The sequence below is a fragment of the Burkholderia sp. Cy-637 genome, assembly GCF_011753175.1.
Taxonomy (GTDB): domain Bacteria; phylum Pseudomonadota; class Gammaproteobacteria; order Burkholderiales; family Burkholderiaceae; genus Burkholderia; species Burkholderia gladioli.
The window spans coordinates 1-20,496 of sequence record NZ_VWWC01000046.1 but is presented as its reverse complement, the minus strand read 5'-3'; the positions used below and the strand labels follow the sequence as shown (position 1 = coordinate 20,496).

Genomic DNA, 20,496 nt, shown 5'->3' with positions numbered 1-20,496 from the left:
TCCGGGTCACGGCAAGGTATGCGTGCGCAGGAAATCGGCCGCGACCTGCTGCACCGACACGCCGTCGATATCGACGCGCTTGTTCATTTCCAGCATCACATCGTTGTTGAGCGCGGCCGACAGCGCGTTGAGCTGCACCGCGAGCTTGGGATGGGCCTTCAGCACCGGCTCGCGCACCACCGGCGTGGCGTTGTAGGGCGGGAAGAAATGCAGGTCGTCCTCCAGCGGCACGATGCCGAAGCCCTTCACGCGGCCGTCGGTGGTATAGACCAGGCCGATGGTCAGCTGGTTGTTGCGCAGCGCCGTGTAGACCAGGCCCGAATCCATCTGCTTGGTCTCCGAGCGGCTGAAGTTCAGGTGATAGGCCGCCTCCAGCGGCTTCAGCCCGTCGGGACGATTGGCGAACTCGGCATCCATGCCGAAGGTGTGGCGCGTGCCCTTCGGATCGGCGGCGATCTTCGCGGCCAGTTGCGAGATGGTGCGAATGCCGGTCTTGCGCGCGGTCTCGGCCGGCAGCGCGAGCGCGTAGGTGTTGTTGAGCGGCGAGGCATCGAGCCAGACCAGGCCGCGCCGCGCGTCGATCGCCTTGACGCGGCGGTACATCTCGTCGGGCGGCAGCTTCTCCTTGATCTTGTCGTAGACCAGGGCCGCGGTGCCCGTGTAGTCCCACATCACGTCGATCTGGCCGTTCTCGAGCGCGCTGCGCAGCAGCACGCTGCCCAGCCCGGTGCGGCTCTGGATGGTATAGCCGCGCGCGCGCAGGTACTGCGAGGTGATCTCGGCGAGCACGTATTGCTCGGTGAAGTTCTTGCCGCCGACCGTGAGCGCCTGCGCCGCGGCGGGAGCCGAGGCCAGCGCGCCGAGCGAGGCCGCCGCCAGCACCACGGCGAGCGCGCGGCGCGCCATGGCGGAAATACGTTCGAAGCCCGTCATGCCGCACCTCCATTGCGCGCCATCACGTGGCGGCTGCCGGCCGCGACGATCGCATCGAGCAGCAGCGCGAGCACGGCCGTCGAGGCGGCGCCGAGCAGCAGCATCTGCTGGTTGTCGAGATAGATGCCGGGGAAGATCAGGGTGCCGAGGCTGTCGGCGCCGATCAGGTAGGCCAGCGGCGCGGTGCCGACGTTGATGGCCAGCGCGGTGCGCACGCCGCCGACGATGATCGGCAGCGCATTCGGCAACTCGACGCGCGTGAGCGACTGCCACGGCGTCATGCCGATGCCGCGCGCCGCCTCGCGCAGCGAGGCCGGCACGTTGCGCATGCCCTCGTAGGCATTGCGCGTGATCGGCAGCAGCGAGGCCAGGAACAGCGCGACGATGGCCGGTATGTCGCCGATCCCGAAGATGCCGAGCGCGATCGCCAGCACCGCGAGCGAGGGCACCGTGTTGCCGATGTTGAACACCTGCATGAAGCGCTCGGCCTGGCGCGCGAAGGCGGGCCGGCTGAGCGCGACCCCGGCGGGAATGCCGACCGCGATGGCCAGCGCCATCGAACAGCCGACCAGCATCAGGTGTCGTCCCGTGTAGTAGACGAGATCGCCCGAATGCTGCCGCCAGGTATCGGCGCCGATCGCGCTGGCGATCCAGCCGAACAGGATGACGGCCAGTAACAGGCTGCCCGCGAGACGGACAGTGCGTCGAGTCATGAGATACGCCTCCTTTCCGGAGCGGCGCGCGCGAATGGCCGCGCGCCGCGAAAACGCCAGACGGCGTCGCGAATGGAAGGTACGGATCCCGGTCGTGCCGGGATCGAACCGACAAAAACGGCATCGCAACCGGCACGGAAAAATCCTGTCCGGTGTCCTGCGTGAGCGCTACCGCGCTCGTTCGATTGTCATGTTCAGCCCACGTAGCGCGCGTGCGCTACTCAGGCCAGGCACCATCTTGCGATGGCAAGGATGCGGCCGCACGAATGTGCCGGCACCGCAGGAGCTGGATGCTCCGATTGACGGGAAGGTTTGCGCGACTTTCGCACTTGCCGCGATCTTGCATGCATCGGCATGCAACTCACTGCGAAAGTCGAGGACATGCGCCGCAGTATAACGGCAATTTCTCGCCACCGTAAACCCTTGAGGGCAGGATCGCGCAAATTGGATGCCCGCGCCATGCGAGGTGCGAAGCCGCAAGGCGCGATCCGAATCCGCGAGACGGCGCATCGCGTCGCCACTCGAATTGCTCAGGATCGCGAATGATCGGGAAAGGGATCGGCTTCGCCGGTCGTGCCGTGCGCGAAGCATCGATTGGGGGAAAGCTGCGGGGCAGGAAAAGCACGGCGCGGCACGCATCGCGCTCGCCGCAAACCAGGACGGGATACAGCGCGAACCACGCGCGGCAGCCGCCGCGCGCGGTCGTAAAGCCAGCCTCAGGCCGTCTCGGCCGGGCTACCCTGCCTGCGCGCCTCGCGATGCGCGCCGCCCTCCAGCCAGGGCGCGATCTCCATGTCCTCGTAGCGCACGAAGCGGCTCTTCTTCAGCAGCCGGTAACCGAGCCAGACCAGCAGGAACAGCGGGATGCCGACATAGGTGGCCAGCACGCCGACCCAGTCGATCCGGTTCGACAGGAAGGCCTGGTAATCCTGGCCGAAGGCAATCACCAGGCACAGCACGAAGGCGAAGATCGGCCCATAGGGGAACAGCCGCGAGCGATACGGCAGTTGCGAGAGCGCGAAGCCCTGCTTCTCGAAGCCCTTGCGGAAGCGGTAGTGGCTGACCGCGATGCCGAGCCAGGCGATGAAGCCCGTCATCCCCGAGGTGTTGAGCAGCCAGAGATAGACGGTCTTGTCGCCGTACAGCGAGGACAGGAAGCACAGCGCGCCGACCGCGGTGGTGGCATACAGCGCATTGCGCGGCACCCCGCTGCGGGACAGCTTCGCGAACAGGCGCGGCGCGCGGCCCTCGGTGGCGAGGTTGTAGAGCATGCGCGTCGAGGCGTACATGCCCGAGTTGCCGGCCGACAGCACGGCCGTCAGGATCACCGCGTTCATCACGCCGGCCGCGAAGGCCAGCCCGGCGTGACGGAACACCAGCGTAAACGGGCTCACGCCGATATCGGTCACGTCGCTCTTGAGCAGGCTGGGATCGGTATAGGGCACCAGCATGCCGATCACCAGGATCGCGAACACGTAGAACAGCAGGATGCGCCAGAACACCTGGCGCACCGCGCGCGGGATGGTGGTGCGCGGGTTCTCCGATTCGCCGGCGGCCACGCCGATCAGCTCGGTGCCCTGGAACGAGAAGCCGGCGATCATCGCCACCCCCATCATGGCCGGCAGGCCGCCCGCGAACGGCGCGTCGCCGATCGCGAAGTTGGCCCAGGCCGGCGACGGGCCGCCCTTCAGGATGCCGAAGATCATCAGCAGGCCGGTGGCGATGAAGGCCAGCACGGTGACCACCTTGATCAGCGCGAACCAGTATTCGGCCTCGCCGAAGCCGCGCACCGTCATCACGTTGAGCAGGAACATCACGCCGAGGAACAGCGCGCTCCACCAGACGCCCGGGACATGCGGGAACCAGTAGTTCATCACCAGCTGCGCGGCCACCAGTTCCACCGCGATCGTCACGGCCCAGTTGTACCAGTAGTTCCAGCCGAGCGCGAAGCCGAAGCCCTCGTCGACGTACTTCGCGCCGTAGGTCGCGAAGGAGCCCGACACGGGCATCAGCGCGGCCATCTCGCCCAGGCTCATCATCAGGCAATAGACCATCAGCCCGATCAGCAGGTAGGCGAGGATCGCGCCGCCGGGGCCGGCCTGCGAGATCGAGGCGCCCGAGGCGACGAACAGGCCCGTACCGATCGAGCCGCCGATCGCGATCATCGTCAGGTGACGTGCCTTGAGGCTGCGTTTGAGTTGCGGAGAAGCGGCGGAGGCGGGCTCGGAATGCGTGGATTGTTTTGGCATGGATGACGGACAAGAGGCAGGCGGGCAGCGTCTCGGCACGCGGCCAGGGCCGCCCGGATGGGGCGGCGCGGCCACGCGCGGGCGCCGGCGCGTCTCGCGCGCAGCGCGGATTCTACCCGATTCGAAGTGGCCGGCCGCCGGCTTCGACGGGCCGCGGGCCAGTCCCCGGGCGGGCGGCGCGCGGATCGGCCGGCCCGGGTGGATCGCTTTGCGCAATGCCGGGGGGCGCGTGGTTACAATACCGTCGAATCCCGGATAAATCGTCCAATATGACCCGCAAGTCCTCCCCGTCGGAACAGGCATCGCTGATCGAGCAGGTCCGCAACATCGCGCAAGGGCTCGGCGAGATGTTCGCGCCCTTCACCGAGGTGGTGGTCCACGACCTGCGCACGCCCGCCAACTCGATCATCGCGATCCACAACAACCTGTCGGGCCGCGCGGTGGGCGACCCGACCACCGAACTCGGGCTCGCGCGCATCGCCGACGACGACTATCCCTCGGTGCTCGCCAACTACGCCAACCGCTTCCCCGACGGGCGCACCGCCAAGAGCACCTCGATCGGCATCAAGGACGCCAACGGCCACTACGTGGCCGCGCTGTGCCTGAACGTCGACGTCACGCTGTTCCGCGGCATCCAGGGGCTCCTGAACCAGTTCTGCCAGATCGGCCCCGACAGCGTCGGCGAGACGCTCGACCCCGCCAATGCCGAGGCGATCCGCGAACGCATCGACCGCTTCGCGATGACGCTCGCCACCACGCCGCGCTCGCTGAAGACCGAGCAGCGCCGCGCGCTGATGCAGGAACTGAAGGACGACGGCTACCTGGAGGTGCGGCGCGCGATGGAGATCATCGCCCAGCACCTGGGCGTGTCGCGCGCCACCGTCTACAACGACGCGAAGTGAGGCCCCCCGGCGAGGGCCGATCGCGGGACGATCGGCGCGATCGTTGCGGCGGGCACGGCATTCAAGGGCCGGCGACTTTCCGATCGTTCAGCGATTCGTCATACCTGTAGGAATCGGCCTACAGCTTTCAGCGAATCACCTACCGGCTTTTCATCTGACGCCGATTTCGCGGCGCCGGCCCGGCTGTAATACTTGCCGGATGGACGCCACCCTCCTCCGTGTTTATGTCGTCGAGCCGGCCGCCGCGATACGCCGGCGCGTCGCCGCCTTGCTGGAGCCGCTCGCCGGCGTGGCGGTGGTCGGCGAGTCGGAGGACCACGCCATGGCCTTCGCCGGCATCGTCTCGAGCCACGCCGACGTGGCCGTGATCGAGCTGCGCCTGCCTTCGGGCAGCGGGCTCGAACTGCTCGGCGCGCTGGCCCGCTTCGCGCCGCAGGTGGTCACGGTGATCCTGACCAACCTGTCCGCGCCGGCCTTCCGTGCCGCCAGCCACAAGGCCGGCGCGCACTACTTCTTCGACAAGACCACCGAGTTCGAGCTGGCGTGCCACACCATCGACGCGCTGGCCCGAGCCCGTGCACGTCGCCCTCAACCTGTCCAACGAGCCCACTATGCCGACTGCCACGACGCCCGCTACGATCGCCCATGACGTGCCGCCGCCCGCGGCCGTCCCGTTCGACGCGCCGAAACAGCCCGGCGCGCGCTGCTCGAATTGCGCCACGCGCAACGTCTGCATGCCCTCGGCGCTCACCCATGCCGAATACCGGCGCCTGGACGCGCTGATTTGCACCACGCGCCAGGTCAAGCGCGGCGACGCGCTGTTCCATGCCGAGGATCCCTTCACCAGCCTCTACGCGGTGCGCAGCGGCTCGTTCAAGACCGTGGTGATGCATCGCGACGGCCGCGAGCAGGTCACCGGCTTCCAGATCACCGGCGAGACGCTCGGCCTGGACGGCGTCTGCGAGGGCGTCCACCACTGCGACGCGATCGCGCTCGAGGACAGCACCGTGTGCGTCATCCCGTTCGCCCAGCTCGAGGCGGCCTGCCGCGAGATGCGGCTGCTGCAGCAGCACGTGCACCAGTTGCTGGCGGGCGAGATCGTGCGCGAGTCGCGCGCCATGATGCTGCTCGGCACCATGACGGCCGAGCAGCGCGTGGCCTCGTTCCTGCTGAACCTGTCGGCGCGCTTCAAGGCGCGCGGGTATTCGCCGGCCGAGTTCAACCTGCGCATGACGCGCGAGGAGATCGGCTGCTACCTGGGGATGACGCTGGAGACGGTCAGCCGCATGCTGTCGAAGTTCCAGCGCAACGGGCTGATCGATTCGCGCGGCCGGCAGATCCGCATCAACGACGCGCAGGGGCTGGTGCAGGTCTGACGGCGGGCGCGGTTTGGGGTGTTTGAACCGCCGCTTGGGCCGCTTGAGCCGCTTGGGCCTCCATCGTCTTCCGAGCGGGCCAACGCGCCCGCCGGCCCTCCCTCTCGCCCCGCGCGCGCCTTCCCCGCCTCAGCCCGCCTGGCCGTCGGCCTGCGCGACACCCTCTCGCTGCGCATCGAACCTCGCCAGCGTACCGAGCAGCACGTGCCGGCAATTGCGCACCATGCGCGCCTCGGGATCGCGATAGCCGGTCAGCAGCCAGGCCGCGCCGACATTGGTCATCGCGCCGACCAGCGCGAGCCCGGTCAGCCGCGCGTCGGCGCGCTGCTCCGGATCCTCGGGATCGGTCACGCGCGCCACCGAGACGATCTGCCGGCCGAATTCGAGCAGGTTGCGCTGGTAGGTCATGTCGGTTTCCGCGCTCACGCCCATCACCTCCAGCAGCAGCACGCGCGCCGCGCAGGTATCGCGCAGGAAGGCGAAGAACGCGCCCAGCCCGGCATCGACTCGCGCCTCCAGTCCCGCCTCGCCGGCCTTCGCCAGCGCCGCGCCGACGGCCGCGCGCAGGCGCTCGGCATGGTGCTGGTAGGTGGCCTGCAGCAGCGCGTCGGTACCGGCGAAGGCCGCGTAGAAATAGCGGTCGTTCAGCTTCGCCTCCTGGCAGAGCGCGCGCACCGTGGTCTTGCGAAAGCCCAGCGTGCCGAACAGGCGCGTTCCGGCCCCGATCAGCGCCTCGCGCCGTTCCGCGGCGCGCGCCTCGGCCGCCACGCCGCCATAAGGGCGCCCCTTCCGGCGAGTTTCGAGTGTTTTCTCCATTCCGCTATTTGACATCGCTCAATGGCATGATTAAATTGGTGACGCTCAACACCACATTTAAGCCGTGATTCCACAGCCCGGCAAGCCCCGTGAGGAGATGCGATGAAGAATTTCACGAACAAAGTGGCCGCGATCACCGGCGCCGGTTCCGGCATGGGACGCAGCCTGGCCGTGGAGCTTGCCCGTCGCGGCTGCGATCTCGCCCTGAGCGACATCAATGAAATCGCGCTCGCGCAAACCGTCTCGCTGTGCAACGCGCAGGGCGTGCGCGTCACCGCGCAGCGCCTGGACGTGGCCTCGCGCGAGGCGGTGTTCGCCTGGGCCCGCGCCACCCGCGAGGCGCATGGCCGGATCAACCTGATCTTCAACAATGCCGGCGTGTCGCTGACCGCGCCGGCCGAGTCGGTGAAGATCGAGGATTTCGAGTGGCTGATGGGCATCAACTTCTGGGGCGTGGTGCATGGCACCCAGGCCTTCCTGCCCTACCTGCTCGAATCGGGCGACGGCCACGTGATCAATACCTCCAGCCTGTTCGGGCTGATCGCGATGCCGACCCAGAGCACCTACAACGCCAGCAAGTTCGCGGTGCGCGGCTTCACCGAATCACTGCGCATGGAGCTGGAGATCGAGGGCGCGCCGGTCAGCGCGACCTGCGTGCATCCGGGCGGGGTAGCCACCAATATCGTCAACGCCTCGCGCATCGACGAGAAGATCCTCGCGCTGACCGGCCAGGACGTGGAAGCGCATCGCCGCTCCGCCAACAAGCTGATCAACGCCACCAGCGCCGACGAGGCCGCGCGCCAGATCCTCGCCGGCGTCGAGCGCAATGCGCGCCGCGTGCTGGTGGGCGCCGACGCGCGCCGCCTGGACCGCCTCGCACGCCTGTTCGGCTCGGCCTACCAGGTCTTCGTGCTGCGTTTCGTGCGCCAGTCGCGCCAGCGCAACTTCCAGCGCCACGGCTCGGGCCGGGCGAATCCCGCTTCGTCGACCACCACCAGGGACGCCGCATGAACACCACCACCGGCTGGCAGCCGTCCGCGACGGCCAACCCGGGCGCCGCCCGCCCCACCACGAGTTCCACCGCCGCCCGCGCCGCCGGCGAGGGCGAGGCGCAGGCCGGCACCGAGCTCGACGTGCTGATCGTCGGCGCCGGGCTGTCCGGCGTGGGCGCCGCCTGGCACCTGCGCGAACGCTGCCCCTGGGCGAGCTTCGCGATCCTGGAGAGCCGCGCCAGCCTGGGCGGCACCTGGGACCTGTTCCGCTACCCCGGCGTGCGCTCGGATTCCGACATGTTCACGCTCGGCTACAGCTTCCGCCCCTGGCACAGCGACAACGCGATCTCGGAAGGCGCGGCGATCCTCGACTACATCCGCGACACCGCGCGCGAATCCGGCATCGATCGCGAGATCCGCTACCGGCACCGCGTGACCGGCGCGAACTGGGATTCGGCCAGCGCGCGCTGGAGCGTCGACGTGCTGCGCGGCGAGGGCGACGAGCAGCAGGCGCTGCGCTTCACCTGCCGCTTCCTCTACATGTGCAGCGGTTACTACGACTACGAGAACGGCCACGCGCCGAGCTGGCCCGAGATGGACCAGTACCACGGCCGCATCGTCCATCCGCAGCACTGGCCGCAGGATCTCGACTACCGCGGCAAGCGCGTGGTGGTGATCGGCAGCGGCGCGACCGCCGTCACCCTGGTGCCCTCGATGGCGCGCGAGGCCGCCCACGTGACCATGCTGCAGCGCTCGCCCACCTACATCGTCTCGCTGCCGGCACGCGACAAAGTGGCGATGCGGCTGCGCCGCTGGCTGCCGGCCGGGCTCGCGCACCGCCTGGTGCGCACCAAGAACGTGCTGCTGACGATGTACCTCTATCGCCTCTCGCGCCGCCGCCCGGAAGCCACCAAGCGCTTCATCCTGAACGCCGCGAGCCGCCAGCTCGGCCCCGACTTCGACATCGCCCGGCACCTGACGCCGCGCTACCAGCCCTGGGACCAGCGCCTCTGCCTGGTGCCGAACGGCGACCTGTTCAAGTCGATCCGGGCCGGCCAGGCCTCGATCGTCACCGACGAGATCGAGCGCTTCACGCCCGGCGGCCTGCAGTTGAAGAGCGGCCAGACGCTGGAGGCCGACGTGGTGGTGACCGCCACCGGGCTCAAGGTGCGCATGCTCGGCGGCGCCGCGGTGAAGGTCGACGGCCGCCCGGTCGAGTTCGGCGAGGCCGTCTCCTACAAGGGCATGATGGCCAGCGGCGTGCCGAACCTGGCCACCTCGTTCGGCTACACCAATGCGTCCTGGACGCTCAAGGCCGAGCTGATCGCGCTCTACGTCTGCCGGCTGCTGAACCACATGCGCGCGCACGGCTACGACAGCTGCACGCCGACGCTCGACGATCCGGCCATGTCGCGCATGCCGGCGGTCGACCTGAGCTCGGGGTATATTCAGCGGGCCGCGGCCCTGCTGCCGAAGCAGGGCCTGCGCAATCCCTGGAAGTCGCACCAGAACTACGCGCGCGACCTCGCGCTGCTGCGCTTCGGCTCGCTGACCGACCCGGGAATGCGCTTCGCGCGTCGCCCGGCCGCGCCGGCCGCCGCGCGCGCCACGTCCGAATCCCTCTAACGAGACAAGGGGAATGCCGTGATCGCTCAACTGATCGCCATCGTCGTCGCCATCTACGTCGTGCTGTTCGGCTTCACGCAGTTCACCGCCTACCAGGTGCGGCGCCGCTTCCCGCCCGAGGGCAAGTTCGTCGACATCGACGGCGACCGCCTGCACTACGTCGACTACGGCAGCGGCCCGCCGATCGTGATGGTGCACGGCCTGTGCGGCCAGCTTCGCAACTTCGCCTATCTCGAGCTGCCGCGCCTGGCGCAATCGCACCGCGTGATCGTGGTCGACCGCGCCGGCTCCGGCCGCTCGACGCGCGGCCCGGGCTCGCAGGCCAACGTCTATGCCCAGGCGCGCACCATCGCGCGCTTCATCGCCACGCTCGGGCTCGAGAAACCGTTGCTGGTGGGGCACTCGCTGGGCGGCGCGATCGCGCTCGCGGTCGGTCTCGACCATCCCGACAGCGTGAGCCGGATCGCGCTGATCGCGCCGCTCACGCATACCGAGACCGAGCCGCCCGCCGCCTTCAAGGGCCTGGCGCTGCGCTGGCCGCTGCTGCGCCGCTTCGCCTCGCTGACGATGGGCATCCCGGTGATGATCCTGCAAAGCCGCAAGGCGATCGACGCGATCTTCGCGCCCGAGCCGGTGCCGCGCGATTTCCCGATCAAGGGCGGCGGCCTGATGGGGCTGCGTCCCGAGGCGTTCTACGCGGCCTCGTCGGACCTGGTGGCCGCGCCCGAGGACCTGCCCGAGATGGAGCGCCGCTACCCGACGCTGGGCGTGCCGGTCAGCGTGCTGTACGGCCGCCAGGACGCGATCCTCAGCTACCGCAAGCACGGCGAGGCCTTGAAGCAGAAACTGCCGGGTATCGAGCTGACGCTGGTGGAAGGCGGGCACATGCTGCCCGTGACGCAGCCGGTGCAGACCACCGACTGGATTCGCGAGGTGGCGGCGCAGGCGGCCGAGCCGGCGGCGCCCGTGGCGCGGGCCGCGGCAGGACGCTGAGCCGCATCGACATGGCAAGGCGGCGAGTTCCGCCGGGGCCGTGCGCGCCACACTGATCCGGTCGAACCTCGCCGCCGGCCCGGGCGCTCGCGCACCCGGGCCTGCCACTTCATAGAACACCGCCGGCCGGCGGTTTATTCCATCGCGCGGGCCAATCCCCGCCCGCTTCCCATCCCCGCCTCGCGAACGCCCGGCGCGCGATCCGATTACAATCGCGCACTTCGAACCGTCACCGGGATTCGCACCATGAAGCCTCTGATCGCATCGGCCCTGACAGCGGCCTTCTCCGTGGCCCTGAGCCTGGCCGCCACGGCCGCGCTGGCCGATACCCCCGACGGCGGCGGCGCGGCCAGCCAGCCGAGCCAGCCCTGCGCGATCGGCATGGCCAACGGCGTGGCCGGCACCACGGCGAGCCTGCGCGAATACCTGTCGCTGCCGGAGCGGGACCGCTTCCGCTACCTGATGGACAACCAGCTCAGTTGCAAGATCTCCGACGAGGGCCGCGCCTCGGGCTGCGCCGGCCTGACCAACCTGCGGCGCGATCGCGTCAGCGTCTACGACGACAGCGACAGCACGGTGACCACCGTGGTCGCGCGCGTCGATCTCGACCAGGGCACCTTCCCGGTGATGGTCGACCTGCCCAAGGCCAATCTCAAGTGCGAGCGCTGAGCGCGCGCCCGATCGCGCGCGACGCCCGCCAGCGGGCTCAATCGATTTCCAGCGCGCGCCGCACCGACACCGCGATCGCATCGGCGGCCAGCCGCACCTCGTCGAGCGAGGGGAAGGACGGCGCGATCCGCAGGTAGCTGTCGTCGGGATCCTCGCGATACGGGAACACCGCGCCGGCCGGCGTCAGCACCAGGCCGGCCTCGCCCGCCAGCGCGACCACGCGCTTCGCATGGCCCGGCGGCAAGGCCAGGCCGATGAAGTAGCCGCCTTCGGGCCGGCTCCAGCCCACCCCCGCCAGGCCGCCGAGCCGCGCGGCCAGCCCTTCCTGCACCGCATCGAACTTCGGCCGCAGGAGCGCGCGATGGCCGTCCATCAGCGCCTCCAGGCCGGCGCGATCGCGCAGCGCATGCACGTGCCGCAGTTGATTGAGCTTGTCCGGGCCGATCGAGCGCGCCCCCGCGTGACGCGCCCACCAGTCGAGATTGCGCGTCGAGGCGGCCAGGAAGGCCACGCCGGCGCCGCCGAAGGTCACCTTCGACAGCGAGGCGAACACGAAGGCGCGATCGGGATGGCCGGCCGCCGCGCAGGCCGCCAGCAGGTTCGGCGTGGCGTGCCGGGTCTCGCCCAGGTGATGGAAGCGGTAGGCGTCGTCCCAGACCAGCCGGAAATCGGGCGCCGCGGCGGGCATCGCCGCCAGCCGGTTCACCGTGCTCGCCGAATAGATCGCCCCGCTCGGGTTGCTGTAGAGCGGCACGCACCAGATGCCGCGAATCGAGGCGTCGTCGCGCACCAGCGCCTCGACGATCTCCATGTCGGGGCCGTCCTCGCGCATCGGCACCGCAATCATGCGGATCCCGAGCGTCTCGCAGATCGTGAAGTGGCGGTCGTAGCCCGGCACCGGGCACAGCATCGCCACCTCCTGGCCGCGCCAAGGCGCGCCGCCCGGCAGGCCGTGCAGCATCGCGAAGGCGAGCACGTCGTGCATCAGCTCCAGGCTCGAATTGCCGGCCGCCACCACCTGCTCCGGCTCGACCTCGAGCAGCGCCGCGCCGAACTCGCGCGCTTCCGGCAGGCCCAGCCCGAAGCCGTAGTTGCGGCAATCGGCGCCGTCGCGCGCGAGATATCCGGGGTCGCCGGCCTCGGCGAACCGGCGCGTGGCCAGGTCGAGCTGGGCCGGCGCGGGCTTGCCTCGCGACATGTCGAGGCGCAGCCCGCGCTGCCGGAATTCGTCGTAGTTCGAGAACATCGCTTGCATCTCCCCGCCGCGTCGCGCGGCATCGCGTGTGATGGAACGGCCGGCTGTCGAATCGCGTTCGATCCTGCCTCGATCGGGTCGCTTCGACGACATGAGGCCCAGTATGCGCAGCGGTCAGCCATCAGACAAACGCGTTATATTGAAGCTTTCGTTCAGTTTTTCTGAAGACAATGAAATCCCTCGATCTCGACGTGCTGGCGATGGTGGTGGCGGTGGCCGATGCCGGCAGCTTCGTGCGCGGCGCGGCCCGCGTGCATCGTTCGCAATCGGCGCTGAGCATGCAGATCCGCGCGCTGGAGCAGTCGCTCGGCAAGCTGCTGTTCGTGCGCGGCGCGCGCAGCGTGGTACCGACGCCCGACGGCGAGACCCTGGTCGCCTACGCGCGGCGCCTGCTGGCGCTGCGCGACGAGGCCTGGGCCGCGATCGTCCATCCCGAGGTCAAGGGACGCGTGACGATCGGCGTGCCCGACGACTACGCCTCCTCGCTGCTGCCGCCGGTGCTGCGCAAGTTCTCGGCGCGCTACCCGAAGGTCGAGATCCAGGTGGTCGGCCTGCCGAGCCGGGCACTCGCGCCGCTGCTCAAGGACAACCGCATCGACCTGGCCTGCGTGACGCGCATGCGCGGCCTGAACGGCGCCTTCGTGCGCGCCGAGCCGATGGTCTGGGCCGGGCCGCCCGGCGGCGGCCCGGTATGGGACGAGCGCCCGCTGCCGGTGGCGCTGTTCGGCACCGGCAGCGTCGCGCGCGCCAACGCGATCCGCGCGCTGGAGGCGGCCGGCATCGCGTTTCGCACTTCCTACGAAAGCCCGAGCCTGATGGGCCTGTTCAGCATGGTCGAGGCCGGGCTCGCGATCGCGCCGCTGGCGCGCTGCGCGGTGCCGGCGCATTTCTCGCAGCAGGGGCCCGCGCACGGCCTGCCGGCGCTGCCCGATCTCGACATCGTGCTGGCGCGCAGTGCGCGCTCGAACCGCCCGCCCTGCGATTTCCTGGCCGACCAGTTGCTGTCCGAGCTCAGTATCTGAGCTGCCGGACAGACGAAAGCCTGCGGCCGAAGCCGCAAGCGGAAACGCGAATTCCCGTCGCCGGGCGCGAAGCCCTGTGCCGCGCGCCGGCGCGGGTTTCATTTCGTGCGCATCGATGCTGCATCGCATCAGGCACGCGCCTGTCTCTCTCTCGCCACTAAATCGCCGATGCCTCGCGCGCGCGCCCGATTTGCTCCGATAATCGGGCTGGATGCGCGCCGGGCCGGCGCCGCGGCCGCCGAGCCCGGCGCGAGGCCGGCCGCGAGCCGCCTCGCGAAGCGCCGTTCATCGTTCGTTCCGTCGCACCCGCTCACCTCATGCCCGATCGCCTGTCCGATTCGCCGCGCCGTGCCTGGAAGCTGCCCGCGGCGCGCCTGCTGACGCCGCCCGGCGTGCTGGTCGCGGGCGCGCTGCTGCTGGTGTTCTTCTGGGCGCTCAGCGCGCTGGTGCTCTACCAGTCGCGCTCGGACGCCTACCAGCGCGCGGCCGGCAATTCGCGCAACCTAGTGCTGGTGCTGGAGCGCGACATCGCGCGCAGCATCGAGCAGTACGATCTCTCGCTGCAGGCCGTGGTCGACGGCATGCGCCAGCCGGCGGTGATGGCCCTGCCGCCGCACCTGCGCAACCTGGTGCTGTTCGACCGCGCCACCACCGGCCGCTACCTCGGCACCATCTACGTGGTCGATGCCGAGGGCCGGGTGGTGATCGACTCGCGAGCCGATACGCCGCCGCCGACCAATCTCGCCACCCGCGACGACATCGCGATCCACCGCAGCCATCCCGGGCTGGGGCTGTTCATCAGCAAGCCCTACGCCTCGCCGCTGCACGGCGGCCAGCCGATGCTGACGCTGTCGCGCCGCATCGACAATCCGGACGGCTCGTTCGGCGGCGTGGTGGTGGGCGCGCTGAGCGTCGACTACTTCCGTTCGCTGCTCGACGGCCTGCAGGTGGGGCCGCACGGCTCGGCCGCGGTGCTCGGCACCAACGGCGCGCTGATCACGCGGCTGCCCTACGACCCGTCCATGGTGGGCCGCGACGTCAGCCGCGCCACCGTGTTCCTCGACGCGATGCGTCATCCCGAGGGCGCCGTGGCGGGCCTGGCCTCGCTCGACGGCACGCGCCGGCTGTATGTCTACAAGCGCCTGCCGACGCTGCCGATCATCGTCGACGTGGCGCCGGCCGAAAGCGACATCTACATGGAATGGCGGCATCGCGCGGAGCGACTCGGCGCGATCGTGCTGGTGTTCTCGCTGGTGGTGGCGGCCGGCTCGGTGCTGCTCTCGAACGAGTTGCGGCGGCGCCAGCGCGCCGAGGAACAACTGCGCCGGCTGGTGCGCACCGACGCGCTGACCGGCCTCGGCAACCGGCGCTCGTTCGATACCACGCTGCATGTGGAATGGTTGCGCACGCAACGGACCGGCCGGCCGCTGTCGCTGCTGTTCGTCGATATCGACCAATTCAAGGCCTATAACGACCATTACGGCCACCCGGCCGGCGACGAGGTGCTGCGCGAGGTCGGCCGGGTGCTGACGCGCTGCGCGCAACGCCCCTCGGACGACGTCGCGCGCTACGGCGGCGAGGAATTCGTGGTCACGCTGCCCGATACCGATGCGCGGGGCGCCGCCCAGTTCGGCGAGCGCGTGCGCCGCTCGATCTACGATCTCGCGATTCCGCACGCGGCCAGCCATTACGGCCGCGTCACGGTCAGCATCGGCATCGTCACCTCGGGCGAGGCGGCGGCATCCAGCGACGCCGCCTTCGTGAACCTGGCCGACACCGCGCTCTATCACGCGAAAACCGCCGGTCGCAACCGGATCTGCGACCCGCAAGGCGTGGTGCTGGCCTAGCCGGGCCACCGCGCCCGGTTTGGGCATCCGTTTGGGGCATCCGGCGGGCCGCCGTATACTGTGGCCTGCTTCCACTCCGATCCCGCTCGCCGATCCCCAGCCCATGCGCGTTGGCCGTCCCGTTCCCGCCCTGCCTCAACCCGTCTGCGACTATTGCGGCGAGAAGGCATTGCTCGCGCGCTTCGGCGATGCCGCCTACCCGTATCGCGACGAGCACGGCGAACTGTGGGTCTGCCCGCCCTGCGACGCCTGGATCGGCATCTTCCCGCGCAGCCGCCGCCACGTGCCGCTCGGCCGGCTGGCCAATGCCGAGCTGCGCCAGGCGAAATCGGACCTGCACGCGGCGCTCGAGCCGCTGGTGGCCGCCAAGATGCGCCGCGACGGCTGCAATGCCTTCGAGGCGCGCGCCAAGGGGATACGCTGGCTGGCCACGCAGCTCGGCCAGGATCCGGCCACCACCCTCCACGGCTTCGATCTCGAGACCTGCCGCGCCGCGATCGCCCTGGTCAGGGAGTTCCTGGCGAACCGCCAGCGCGGCGAGGCGGCGGATCCGGTCGACGGCGGCTAGCGGGCGCGGGCGGCGAGCGATCGGCGCCGGAAAGTCGACTGGGCTGGATACGTTTCAGGCACGCCAATTGCTCCATTGATTGCTGCAGCGAATCAATTTCCCCCTGGCAGGCACCTCGCATCCGGCCGCCAACCGCGATTGCCGCTTCTTTGCTGCGCCCGCCCATATTTTTGCAAGACGTTTACGCGGCGGCGCGTACCTTGAGGCTGTGTTCGTAACCGCGGCTCTCCGCCGACATCATGCCTGCTACCCGCAACGCCACGTCCACCTCCCAGACCACCGGCCGACAGGCCCGCCCGATCGTCTCGATCGGCCCGGCACGAGCGCGCCAGACGCGCTCGTCGATCTCGCTGAGCACGCCGCTCGCCCGCGACAGCGCCCCGCGCGTGCTGCTGCCCGTCACGCTCGAGGGCAGCGCCGACTATCTCTGCGCGCAACGCCGCGCGCTGCTGCGCTCGCCGCTCGGCGTCTACGTCTCGCATATCGACGCGCATCGCGCCCGCATGGCGGTCTGGTTCGACCTGGCGCGCGCCGATGTCAGCTTCGCGATCCACACCCTGCTCACCACCGTCCCCGACGCCACGCTCGGCTGCCTGCGCCCGCGCCTGTCCTGAACGCATGTCTTATTGATGGTGTACGCTGGGCCCGTTCCTCTTCCGGCAACGGCCCGGCGTCCCGCGCAAGGCTGCTGCCCGCGTGCCGGGGGCTCGCCCGCCGACGTGCATCGGCGGCCCGCGCCGGAACGCATCGTCGTCTCGTCCCGTCCGATCCGCCTCGCGAGGCCTGTATCGGCCAGTGCCCCCGGCCCGCGCCGGCGCCCTGCCCGATGCCTGCTGCCCGTCCAGCGCGCCACCCACCGGCGCGGTGCACGCCGTGGCGGCGGATCGCGTCCTCATCCGCATCGTCATCACCAGGAGGTATCCGTGAGCCGTCTCATCGTCGTATCGAACCGGACAGCAGACCCGGACAACGAAGCCGCCGGCGGCCTGGCCGTCGCGCTCAACGACAGCCTGCAGCAGCGCGGCGGCATCTGGTTCGGCTGGAGCGGCAAGCTCGCCGAGGCCGACAGCGATCCCGGCCGCCAGGAGGTGCAGGTTCGCGAATACGGCAACATGGAACTCGCCACCATCGACCTCTCGCAGCGCGACTACGACGCCTACTACCTCGGCTATTCGAACAACGTGCTCTGGCCGGTGTTCCACTACCGGCTCGACCTGGCCAACTTCGACGTGCAGTTCAGCGAGGGGTATCGCCGCGTGAACCGCCTGTTCGCGCGCAAGCTGATGCCGCTGCTCAAGCCCGACGACGTGATCTGGGTGCACGACTACCACCTGATCCCGCTGGCCACCGAGCTGCGCGCCCAGGGCTGCCGCAACCGGATCGGCTTCTTCCTGCACATTCCCGTGCCGCCGCCGCAGATCATGGCCGCGATCCCCGAGCACGAATGGCTGATGCGCTCGCTGTTCGCCTACGACCTGGTGGGCTTCCAGGCGCATACCGACGTCACCCATTTCGTGCGCTACGCGGAAGCCGAGGCCGATGCGCAATTCATCGACGGCGAACGGCTGCGCGCCTTCGACCGGACCATCCGGGTGGGCACCTTCCCGATCGGCATCGACGTGGACGGCTTCGCGCAGATGGCCAGCGACGACGACGGCCTCAACATCTACGAGCAGATGCGCGACGAGTATTCGCGCCGCAAGCTGCTGCTCGGCGTGGACCGCCTCGATTACTCGAAGGGGCTGCCGCAGCGCGTGCAGGCGTTCCGCGAGATGCTCGACCGCTACCCGGAGATGCGCCAGAGCGCGACGCTGATCCAGATCGCCGCGCCGAGCCGCGAGGACGTCGATGCCTACGATCACCTGCGCCAGGAGATGGATACGCTGTGCGGCTCGCTCAACGGCGACTACGGCGAACTCGACTGGATGCCGGTGCGCTACATCCACCGCAGCCTCGACCGCAGCTCGCTGCCGGGGCTGTACCGCGCGAGCCGGGTGGCGCTGGTCACGCCGCTGCGCGACGGCATGAACCTGGTGGCCAAGGAGTTCATCGCCGCGCAGGACGGCAAGGACCCCGGCGTGCTGGTGCTGTCGCGCTTCGCCGGCGCCGCCGAGCAGTTGACCGACGCGCTGCTGGTCAATCCCTACGACATCCAGGGCACCGCGCGCGCGATCCAGGCGGCCCTGACCATGCCGCTGGACGAGCGCGTGCGGCGCCACACGGCCCTGCTCGCCGAGATCCGCAAGCACGACGTGCACTGGTGGACCACCGGCTTCCTCGGCGCGCTCGACGACGCGCCGATCCCGCCCACGCGCCGGCCGGCCGGGCTGGTCTGAGGATCCGCTGAAGCCGGGGCGGCGCCGCGCGTGACGCCCCCGGCTCGTTACGGCAGCTTGCCCGGCGTTACGTAGCACCACGCGGAACATCGGGCTCGCCGCGTTAACAATTGCGGCGCGGTTTCGCGTATTGCGCTCGCTTTCCTTCGATTGTTCGCAGGAAGTTTCACGAAGCCCACGCTCCGCGCATGATGGATATGCGTGGTCCGGATTTTGCAGCAAGCCCCTCCAGAACAACATTTTTTCTGTGAGGATGCTATGCGCGCGCTATTCAAGAAATCCGCGATCACCGTCGGCGTGTCGTCGCTGCTCGCGTTGCAGGGTTGCGGCGGGACCGACGCACTGACCACGCCGCCGGGCGGCAATCTCGGTATCGCGACCTCGGGTACCTCGGGCGGCTCGTCGGGGACCTCAGGTACGTCGGGTGGATCGTCGGGGACGTCGGGCGGCGGGTCGTCGGGGACTTCGGGTAGCTCGGGCACTTCCGGTACTTCGGGCACTTCCGGTACTTCGGGCACCTCCGGTACCTCGGGCACGTCTGGTACTTCGGGCACTTCCGGTACTTCCGGTACTTCCGGCACCTCCGGTACTTCAGGCACCTCCGGTACTTCAGGCACCTCCGGTACTTCGGGCACCTCTGGTACTTCGGGCACTTCCGGTACTTCCGGCACCTCCGGTACTTCAGGCACCTCCGGTACTTCGGGCACGTCTGGTACCTCGGGCACCTCCGGTACTTCGGGCACTTCCGGTACCTCGGGCACTTCCGGTACCTCGGGCACCTCCGGTACTTCGGGCACCTCCGGCACTTCAGGCACCTCCGGTACCTCGGGCACGTCTGGTACCTCGGGCACCTCCGGTACTTCGGGCACCTCCGGTACCTCGGGCACGTCTGGTACTTCGGGCACCTCCGGTACTTCCGGCACCTCCGGTACTTCGGGCACTTCCGGTACCTCGGGCACGTCTGGTACTTCGGGCACCTCCGGTACTTCCGGCACCTCCGGTACTTCGGGCACTTCCGGTACCTCGGGCACTTCCGGTACCTCGGGCACTTCCGGTACTTCGGGCACCTCCGGTACTTCGGGCACCTCCGGTACCTCGGGCACGTCTGGTACTTCGGGCACCTCCGGTACTTCCGGCACCTCCGGCACTTCCGGTACCTCGGGCACTTCCGGTACCTCGGGCACTTCCGGTACCTCCGGTACTTCCGGCACCGGCACCAGCCCGCTCGGCACCATCATCAACCAGCTCGGCAACATCGTCACCGCCACCGGCCAAACCGTCGCCGACGGCGGCACGCAGGTCGCCAGCAGCGGCATCCCGATCGTCAGCACGGGCACCACCACCGGCATCGGCAACGCGGTCAACAGCCTCGGCAACGGCATCGTCTCGCTCGGCAACGGCCTGGGCGCCGGCCTCGGCCAGATCGGCACCTCGTCGAACCCGCTCGGGCCGACGCTGAGCTCGGCGGCCAACCTGGTGTCGAACGTGGCCAACTCGGTGCAGTCGCTCGGCGGCGCCGTGTCGAGCCTCGGCAGCGGCCCGCTCGCGCCGCTCGCCCCGCTCACGCAGACGCTCGGCACCGTGGTGAACTCGCTCGGCGGCGTGGTCGGCAACGTCGGCACCGGCCTCGGCACCGTGCTCGGCAGCGCCCCGGTCCAGCAGATCGAAACCGGCGTCAGCTCGCTGGTCAACCCGATCACCAACGCCGTCACCAACGTCACGCAGACGGTCGGCTCGGCCACCGGCCTGGGCGCGCCCGTCAACAGCCTGCTCGGCACCATCGGCGCGGGCCTGGGCAGCGCGGGCGCGGCGATCTCGAATGCCACCGGCAACCAGGTCGGCAAGGATCTCGGCAACGTGGTCACCCAGCTCGGCAACACCGTCTCGAGCACCGGCGGCCTGCTGACCGGCTCGACCACCAACCCGCTCGCCCCGCTCTTGAACCTGACCGGTTCGCTGGGCCTGAACCTGGGCCTGGGCGCCACCATCGGCGGCGGCTCGAGCAGCGGCAGCAGCACCTCGGGCTCGGCCTCGTCGGGCACCTCGGGCACCAGCACCGCCGGCCTCGGCGCCCTGCTCACGCCGGTCACCAACCTGCTCGGCGGCCTGACGGGCAGCGCTGGCGGCGCCGCCGGCGGCAGCGCCTCGGCCGGCCTGGGCGGCCTGCTCGCGCCCGTCACCAACCTGGTGGGCGGCCTA

At 69.7% G+C, this 20,496-nt stretch carries 18 protein-coding genes and 1 pseudogene; 13 read left to right on the top strand and 6 right to left on the bottom strand.

What is annotated here, in order from left to right; genetic code table 11:
* Nucleotides 1-6 precede the first annotated feature (6 nt).
* The 3 genes from F3J10_RS14940 to F3J10_RS14930 form a co-directional block, all read right to left on the bottom strand.
* A complete protein-coding gene (locus F3J10_RS14940; RefSeq protein ID WP_025101494.1) occupies nucleotides 7-933 on the bottom strand; it encodes a glycine betaine ABC transporter substrate-binding protein in 927 nt (308 codons plus the stop codon).
* Nucleotides 930-1,646, bottom strand: a complete 717-nt coding sequence (locus F3J10_RS14935) for an ABC transporter permease (RefSeq protein WP_166913473.1) — start codon at nucleotides 1,644-1,646, stop codon at nucleotides 930-932. The genes F3J10_RS14940 and F3J10_RS14935 overlap by 4 nt, the downstream gene beginning before the upstream one ends.
* Before the next feature lie 716 nt (nucleotides 1,647-2,362).
* A complete protein-coding gene (locus F3J10_RS14930) occupies nucleotides 2,363-3,895 on the bottom strand; it encodes an amino acid permease (protein ID WP_166913474.1) in 1,533 nt (510 codons plus the stop codon).
* 269 nt (nucleotides 3,896-4,164) lie between these two features.
* On the opposite strand from F3J10_RS14930, the gene F3J10_RS14925 reads away from it, so the two are divergent.
* The 3 genes from F3J10_RS14925 (at nucleotide 4,165) to F3J10_RS14915 (ending at nucleotide 6,173) form a co-directional block, all read left to right on the top strand.
* Nucleotides 4,165-4,797 (top strand): helix-turn-helix transcriptional regulator, encoded by a 633-nt coding sequence (locus F3J10_RS14925; RefSeq protein WP_017919138.1) that lies wholly within the window; start codon nucleotides 4,165-4,167, stop codon nucleotides 4,795-4,797.
* 199 nt (nucleotides 4,798-4,996) lie between these two features.
* Nucleotides 4,997-5,446 carry a response regulator gene (locus F3J10_RS14920; RefSeq protein WP_025101498.1) on the top strand — a complete coding sequence of 150 codons (450 nt, stop codon included), beginning with the start codon at nucleotides 4,997-4,999 and terminating at the stop codon, nucleotides 5,444-5,446.
* Entirely contained in the window at nucleotides 5,409-6,173 is a 765-nt protein-coding gene (locus tag F3J10_RS14915; RefSeq protein ID WP_017919139.1) for a helix-turn-helix domain-containing protein, read from the top strand. Before F3J10_RS14920 ends, F3J10_RS14915 begins: the two co-directional genes overlap by 38 nt.
* A gap of 129 nt (nucleotides 6,174-6,302) precedes the next feature.
* Here F3J10_RS14915 and F3J10_RS14910 read toward each other — a convergent pair whose 3' ends face one another.
* Nucleotides 6,303-6,989 carry a TetR family transcriptional regulator gene (locus F3J10_RS14910; protein WP_205195458.1) on the bottom strand — a complete coding sequence of 229 codons (687 nt, stop codon included), beginning with the start codon at nucleotides 6,987-6,989 and terminating at the stop codon, nucleotides 6,303-6,305.
* A gap of 102 nt (nucleotides 6,990-7,091) precedes the next feature.
* Here F3J10_RS14910 and F3J10_RS14905 point away from each other — a divergent pair, with 102 nt between their 5' ends.
* The 4 genes from F3J10_RS14905 to F3J10_RS14890 all read left to right on the top strand — a co-directional run bounded on the left by F3J10_RS14905 (nucleotide 7,092) and on the right by F3J10_RS14890 (nucleotide 11,269).
* Nucleotides 7,092-8,000 carry an SDR family NAD(P)-dependent oxidoreductase gene (locus F3J10_RS14905; protein ID WP_025101500.1) on the top strand — a complete coding sequence of 303 codons (909 nt, stop codon included), beginning with the start codon at nucleotides 7,092-7,094 and terminating at the stop codon, nucleotides 7,998-8,000.
* Entirely contained in the window at nucleotides 7,997-9,607 is a 1,611-nt protein-coding gene (locus F3J10_RS14900) for an NAD(P)/FAD-dependent oxidoreductase (RefSeq protein WP_167233421.1), read from the top strand. Before F3J10_RS14905 ends, F3J10_RS14900 begins: the two co-directional genes overlap by 4 nt.
* An 18-nt stretch (nucleotides 9,608-9,625) precedes the next feature.
* On the top strand, nucleotides 9,626-10,600 hold the full coding sequence (locus F3J10_RS14895; RefSeq protein WP_013691020.1) for an alpha/beta hydrolase: 975 nt from the start codon (nucleotides 9,626-9,628) through the stop codon (nucleotides 10,598-10,600).
* Nucleotides 10,601-10,846: 246 nt separating this feature from the next.
* On the top strand, nucleotides 10,847-11,269 hold the full coding sequence (locus tag F3J10_RS14890) for a hypothetical protein (RefSeq protein WP_025101503.1): 423 nt from the start codon (nucleotides 10,847-10,849) through the stop codon (nucleotides 11,267-11,269).
* Nucleotides 11,270-11,306: 37 nt separating this feature from the next.
* On the opposite strand, the gene F3J10_RS14885 is transcribed toward F3J10_RS14890, so the two are convergent.
* The gene (locus F3J10_RS14885) at nucleotides 11,307-12,515 is read right to left on the bottom strand and encodes an aminotransferase class I/II-fold pyridoxal phosphate-dependent enzyme (RefSeq protein ID WP_167242388.1); all 1,209 of its coding nucleotides are present in this window, start codon (nucleotides 12,513-12,515) and stop codon (nucleotides 11,307-11,309) included.
* A gap of 179 nt (nucleotides 12,516-12,694) precedes the next feature.
* Here F3J10_RS14885 and F3J10_RS14880 point away from each other — a divergent pair, with 179 nt between their 5' ends.
* The 5 genes from F3J10_RS14880 to otsA all read left to right on the top strand — a co-directional run bounded on the left by F3J10_RS14880 (nucleotide 12,695) and on the right by otsA (nucleotide 18,297).
* Nucleotides 12,695-13,546 (top strand): LysR substrate-binding domain-containing protein, encoded by an 852-nt coding sequence (locus tag F3J10_RS14880; protein ID WP_013691023.1) that lies wholly within the window; start codon nucleotides 12,695-12,697, stop codon nucleotides 13,544-13,546.
* A gap of 317 nt (nucleotides 13,547-13,863) precedes the next feature.
* Nucleotides 13,864-15,393: a diguanylate cyclase gene (locus F3J10_RS14875; protein ID WP_025101505.1), complete on the top strand. Its 1,530-nt coding sequence runs from the start codon at nucleotides 13,864-13,866 to the stop codon at nucleotides 15,391-15,393.
* Between the two features lie 103 nt (nucleotides 15,394-15,496).
* Entirely contained in the window at nucleotides 15,497-15,961 is a 465-nt protein-coding gene (locus tag F3J10_RS14870) for a zinc-finger-containing protein (RefSeq protein ID WP_025101506.1), read from the top strand.
* A gap of 239 nt (nucleotides 15,962-16,200) precedes the next feature.
* Nucleotides 16,201-16,575, top strand: coding sequence for a hypothetical protein (locus F3J10_RS14865; protein WP_166913479.1), 375 nt, complete (start codon nucleotides 16,201-16,203; stop codon nucleotides 16,573-16,575).
* A gap of 309 nt (nucleotides 16,576-16,884) precedes the next feature.
* On the top strand, nucleotides 16,885-18,297 hold the full coding sequence (gene otsA / locus F3J10_RS14860; RefSeq protein WP_025101508.1) for an alpha,alpha-trehalose-phosphate synthase (UDP-forming): 1,413 nt from the start codon (nucleotides 16,885-16,887) through the stop codon (nucleotides 18,295-18,297).
* Nucleotides 18,298-18,587: 290 nt separating this feature from the next.
* On the opposite strand, the pseudogene F3J10_RS36660 reads toward otsA, so the two are convergent.
* Nucleotides 18,588-19,646, bottom strand: a pseudogene (locus F3J10_RS36660) (highly repetitive protein); the annotation flags it as partial.
* Here F3J10_RS36660 and F3J10_RS36655 point away from each other — a divergent pair.
* Nucleotides 19,531-20,496, top strand: a 966-nt coding sequence (locus F3J10_RS36655; protein WP_345791211.1) for a collagen-like triple helix repeat-containing protein, incomplete at its 3' end; no start/stop codon positions are given. The pseudogene F3J10_RS36660 and the gene F3J10_RS36655 sit on opposite strands and share 116 nt — an antisense overlap.

What these genes read in the sequence shown, in the direction of transcription:
- F3J10_RS14940 (WP_025101494.1), bottom strand. Translation starts at nt 933, where the DNA reads ATGACGGGCTTCGAACGTATTTCCGCCATGGCGCGCCGCGCGCTCGCC.
- F3J10_RS14935 (WP_166913473.1), bottom strand. Translation starts at nt 1,646, where the DNA reads ATGACTCGACGCACTGTCCGTCTCGCGGGCAGCCTGTTACTGGCCGTC.
- F3J10_RS14930 (WP_166913474.1), bottom strand. Translation starts at nt 3,895, where the DNA reads ATGCCAAAACAATCCACGCATTCCGAGCCCGCCTCCGCCGCTTCTCCG.
- F3J10_RS14925 (WP_017919138.1), top strand. Translation starts at nt 4,165, where the DNA reads ATGACCCGCAAGTCCTCCCCGTCGGAACAGGCATCGCTGATCGAGCAG.
- F3J10_RS14920 (WP_025101498.1), top strand. Translation starts at nt 4,997, where the DNA reads ATGGACGCCACCCTCCTCCGTGTTTATGTCGTCGAGCCGGCCGCCGCG.
- F3J10_RS14915 (WP_017919139.1), top strand. Translation starts at nt 5,409, where the DNA reads ATGCCGACTGCCACGACGCCCGCTACGATCGCCCATGACGTGCCGCCG.
- F3J10_RS14910 (WP_205195458.1), bottom strand. Translation starts at nt 6,989, where the DNA reads ATGGAGAAAACACTCGAAACTCGCCGGAAGGGGCGCCCTTATGGCGGC.
- F3J10_RS14905 (WP_025101500.1), top strand. Translation starts at nt 7,092, where the DNA reads ATGAAGAATTTCACGAACAAAGTGGCCGCGATCACCGGCGCCGGTTCC.
- F3J10_RS14900 (WP_167233421.1), top strand. Translation starts at nt 7,997, where the DNA reads ATGAACACCACCACCGGCTGGCAGCCGTCCGCGACGGCCAACCCGGGC.
- F3J10_RS14890 (WP_025101503.1), top strand. Translation starts at nt 10,847, where the DNA reads ATGAAGCCTCTGATCGCATCGGCCCTGACAGCGGCCTTCTCCGTGGCC.
- F3J10_RS14885 (WP_167242388.1), bottom strand. Translation starts at nt 12,515, where the DNA reads ATGTTCTCGAACTACGACGAATTCCGGCAGCGCGGGCTGCGCCTCGAC.
- F3J10_RS14880 (WP_013691023.1), top strand. Translation starts at nt 12,695, where the DNA reads ATGAAATCCCTCGATCTCGACGTGCTGGCGATGGTGGTGGCGGTGGCC.
- F3J10_RS14875 (WP_025101505.1), top strand. Translation starts at nt 13,864, where the DNA reads ATGCCCGATCGCCTGTCCGATTCGCCGCGCCGTGCCTGGAAGCTGCCC.
- F3J10_RS14870 (WP_025101506.1), top strand. Translation starts at nt 15,497, where the DNA reads ATGCGCGTTGGCCGTCCCGTTCCCGCCCTGCCTCAACCCGTCTGCGAC.
- F3J10_RS14865 (WP_166913479.1), top strand. Translation starts at nt 16,201, where the DNA reads ATGCCTGCTACCCGCAACGCCACGTCCACCTCCCAGACCACCGGCCGA.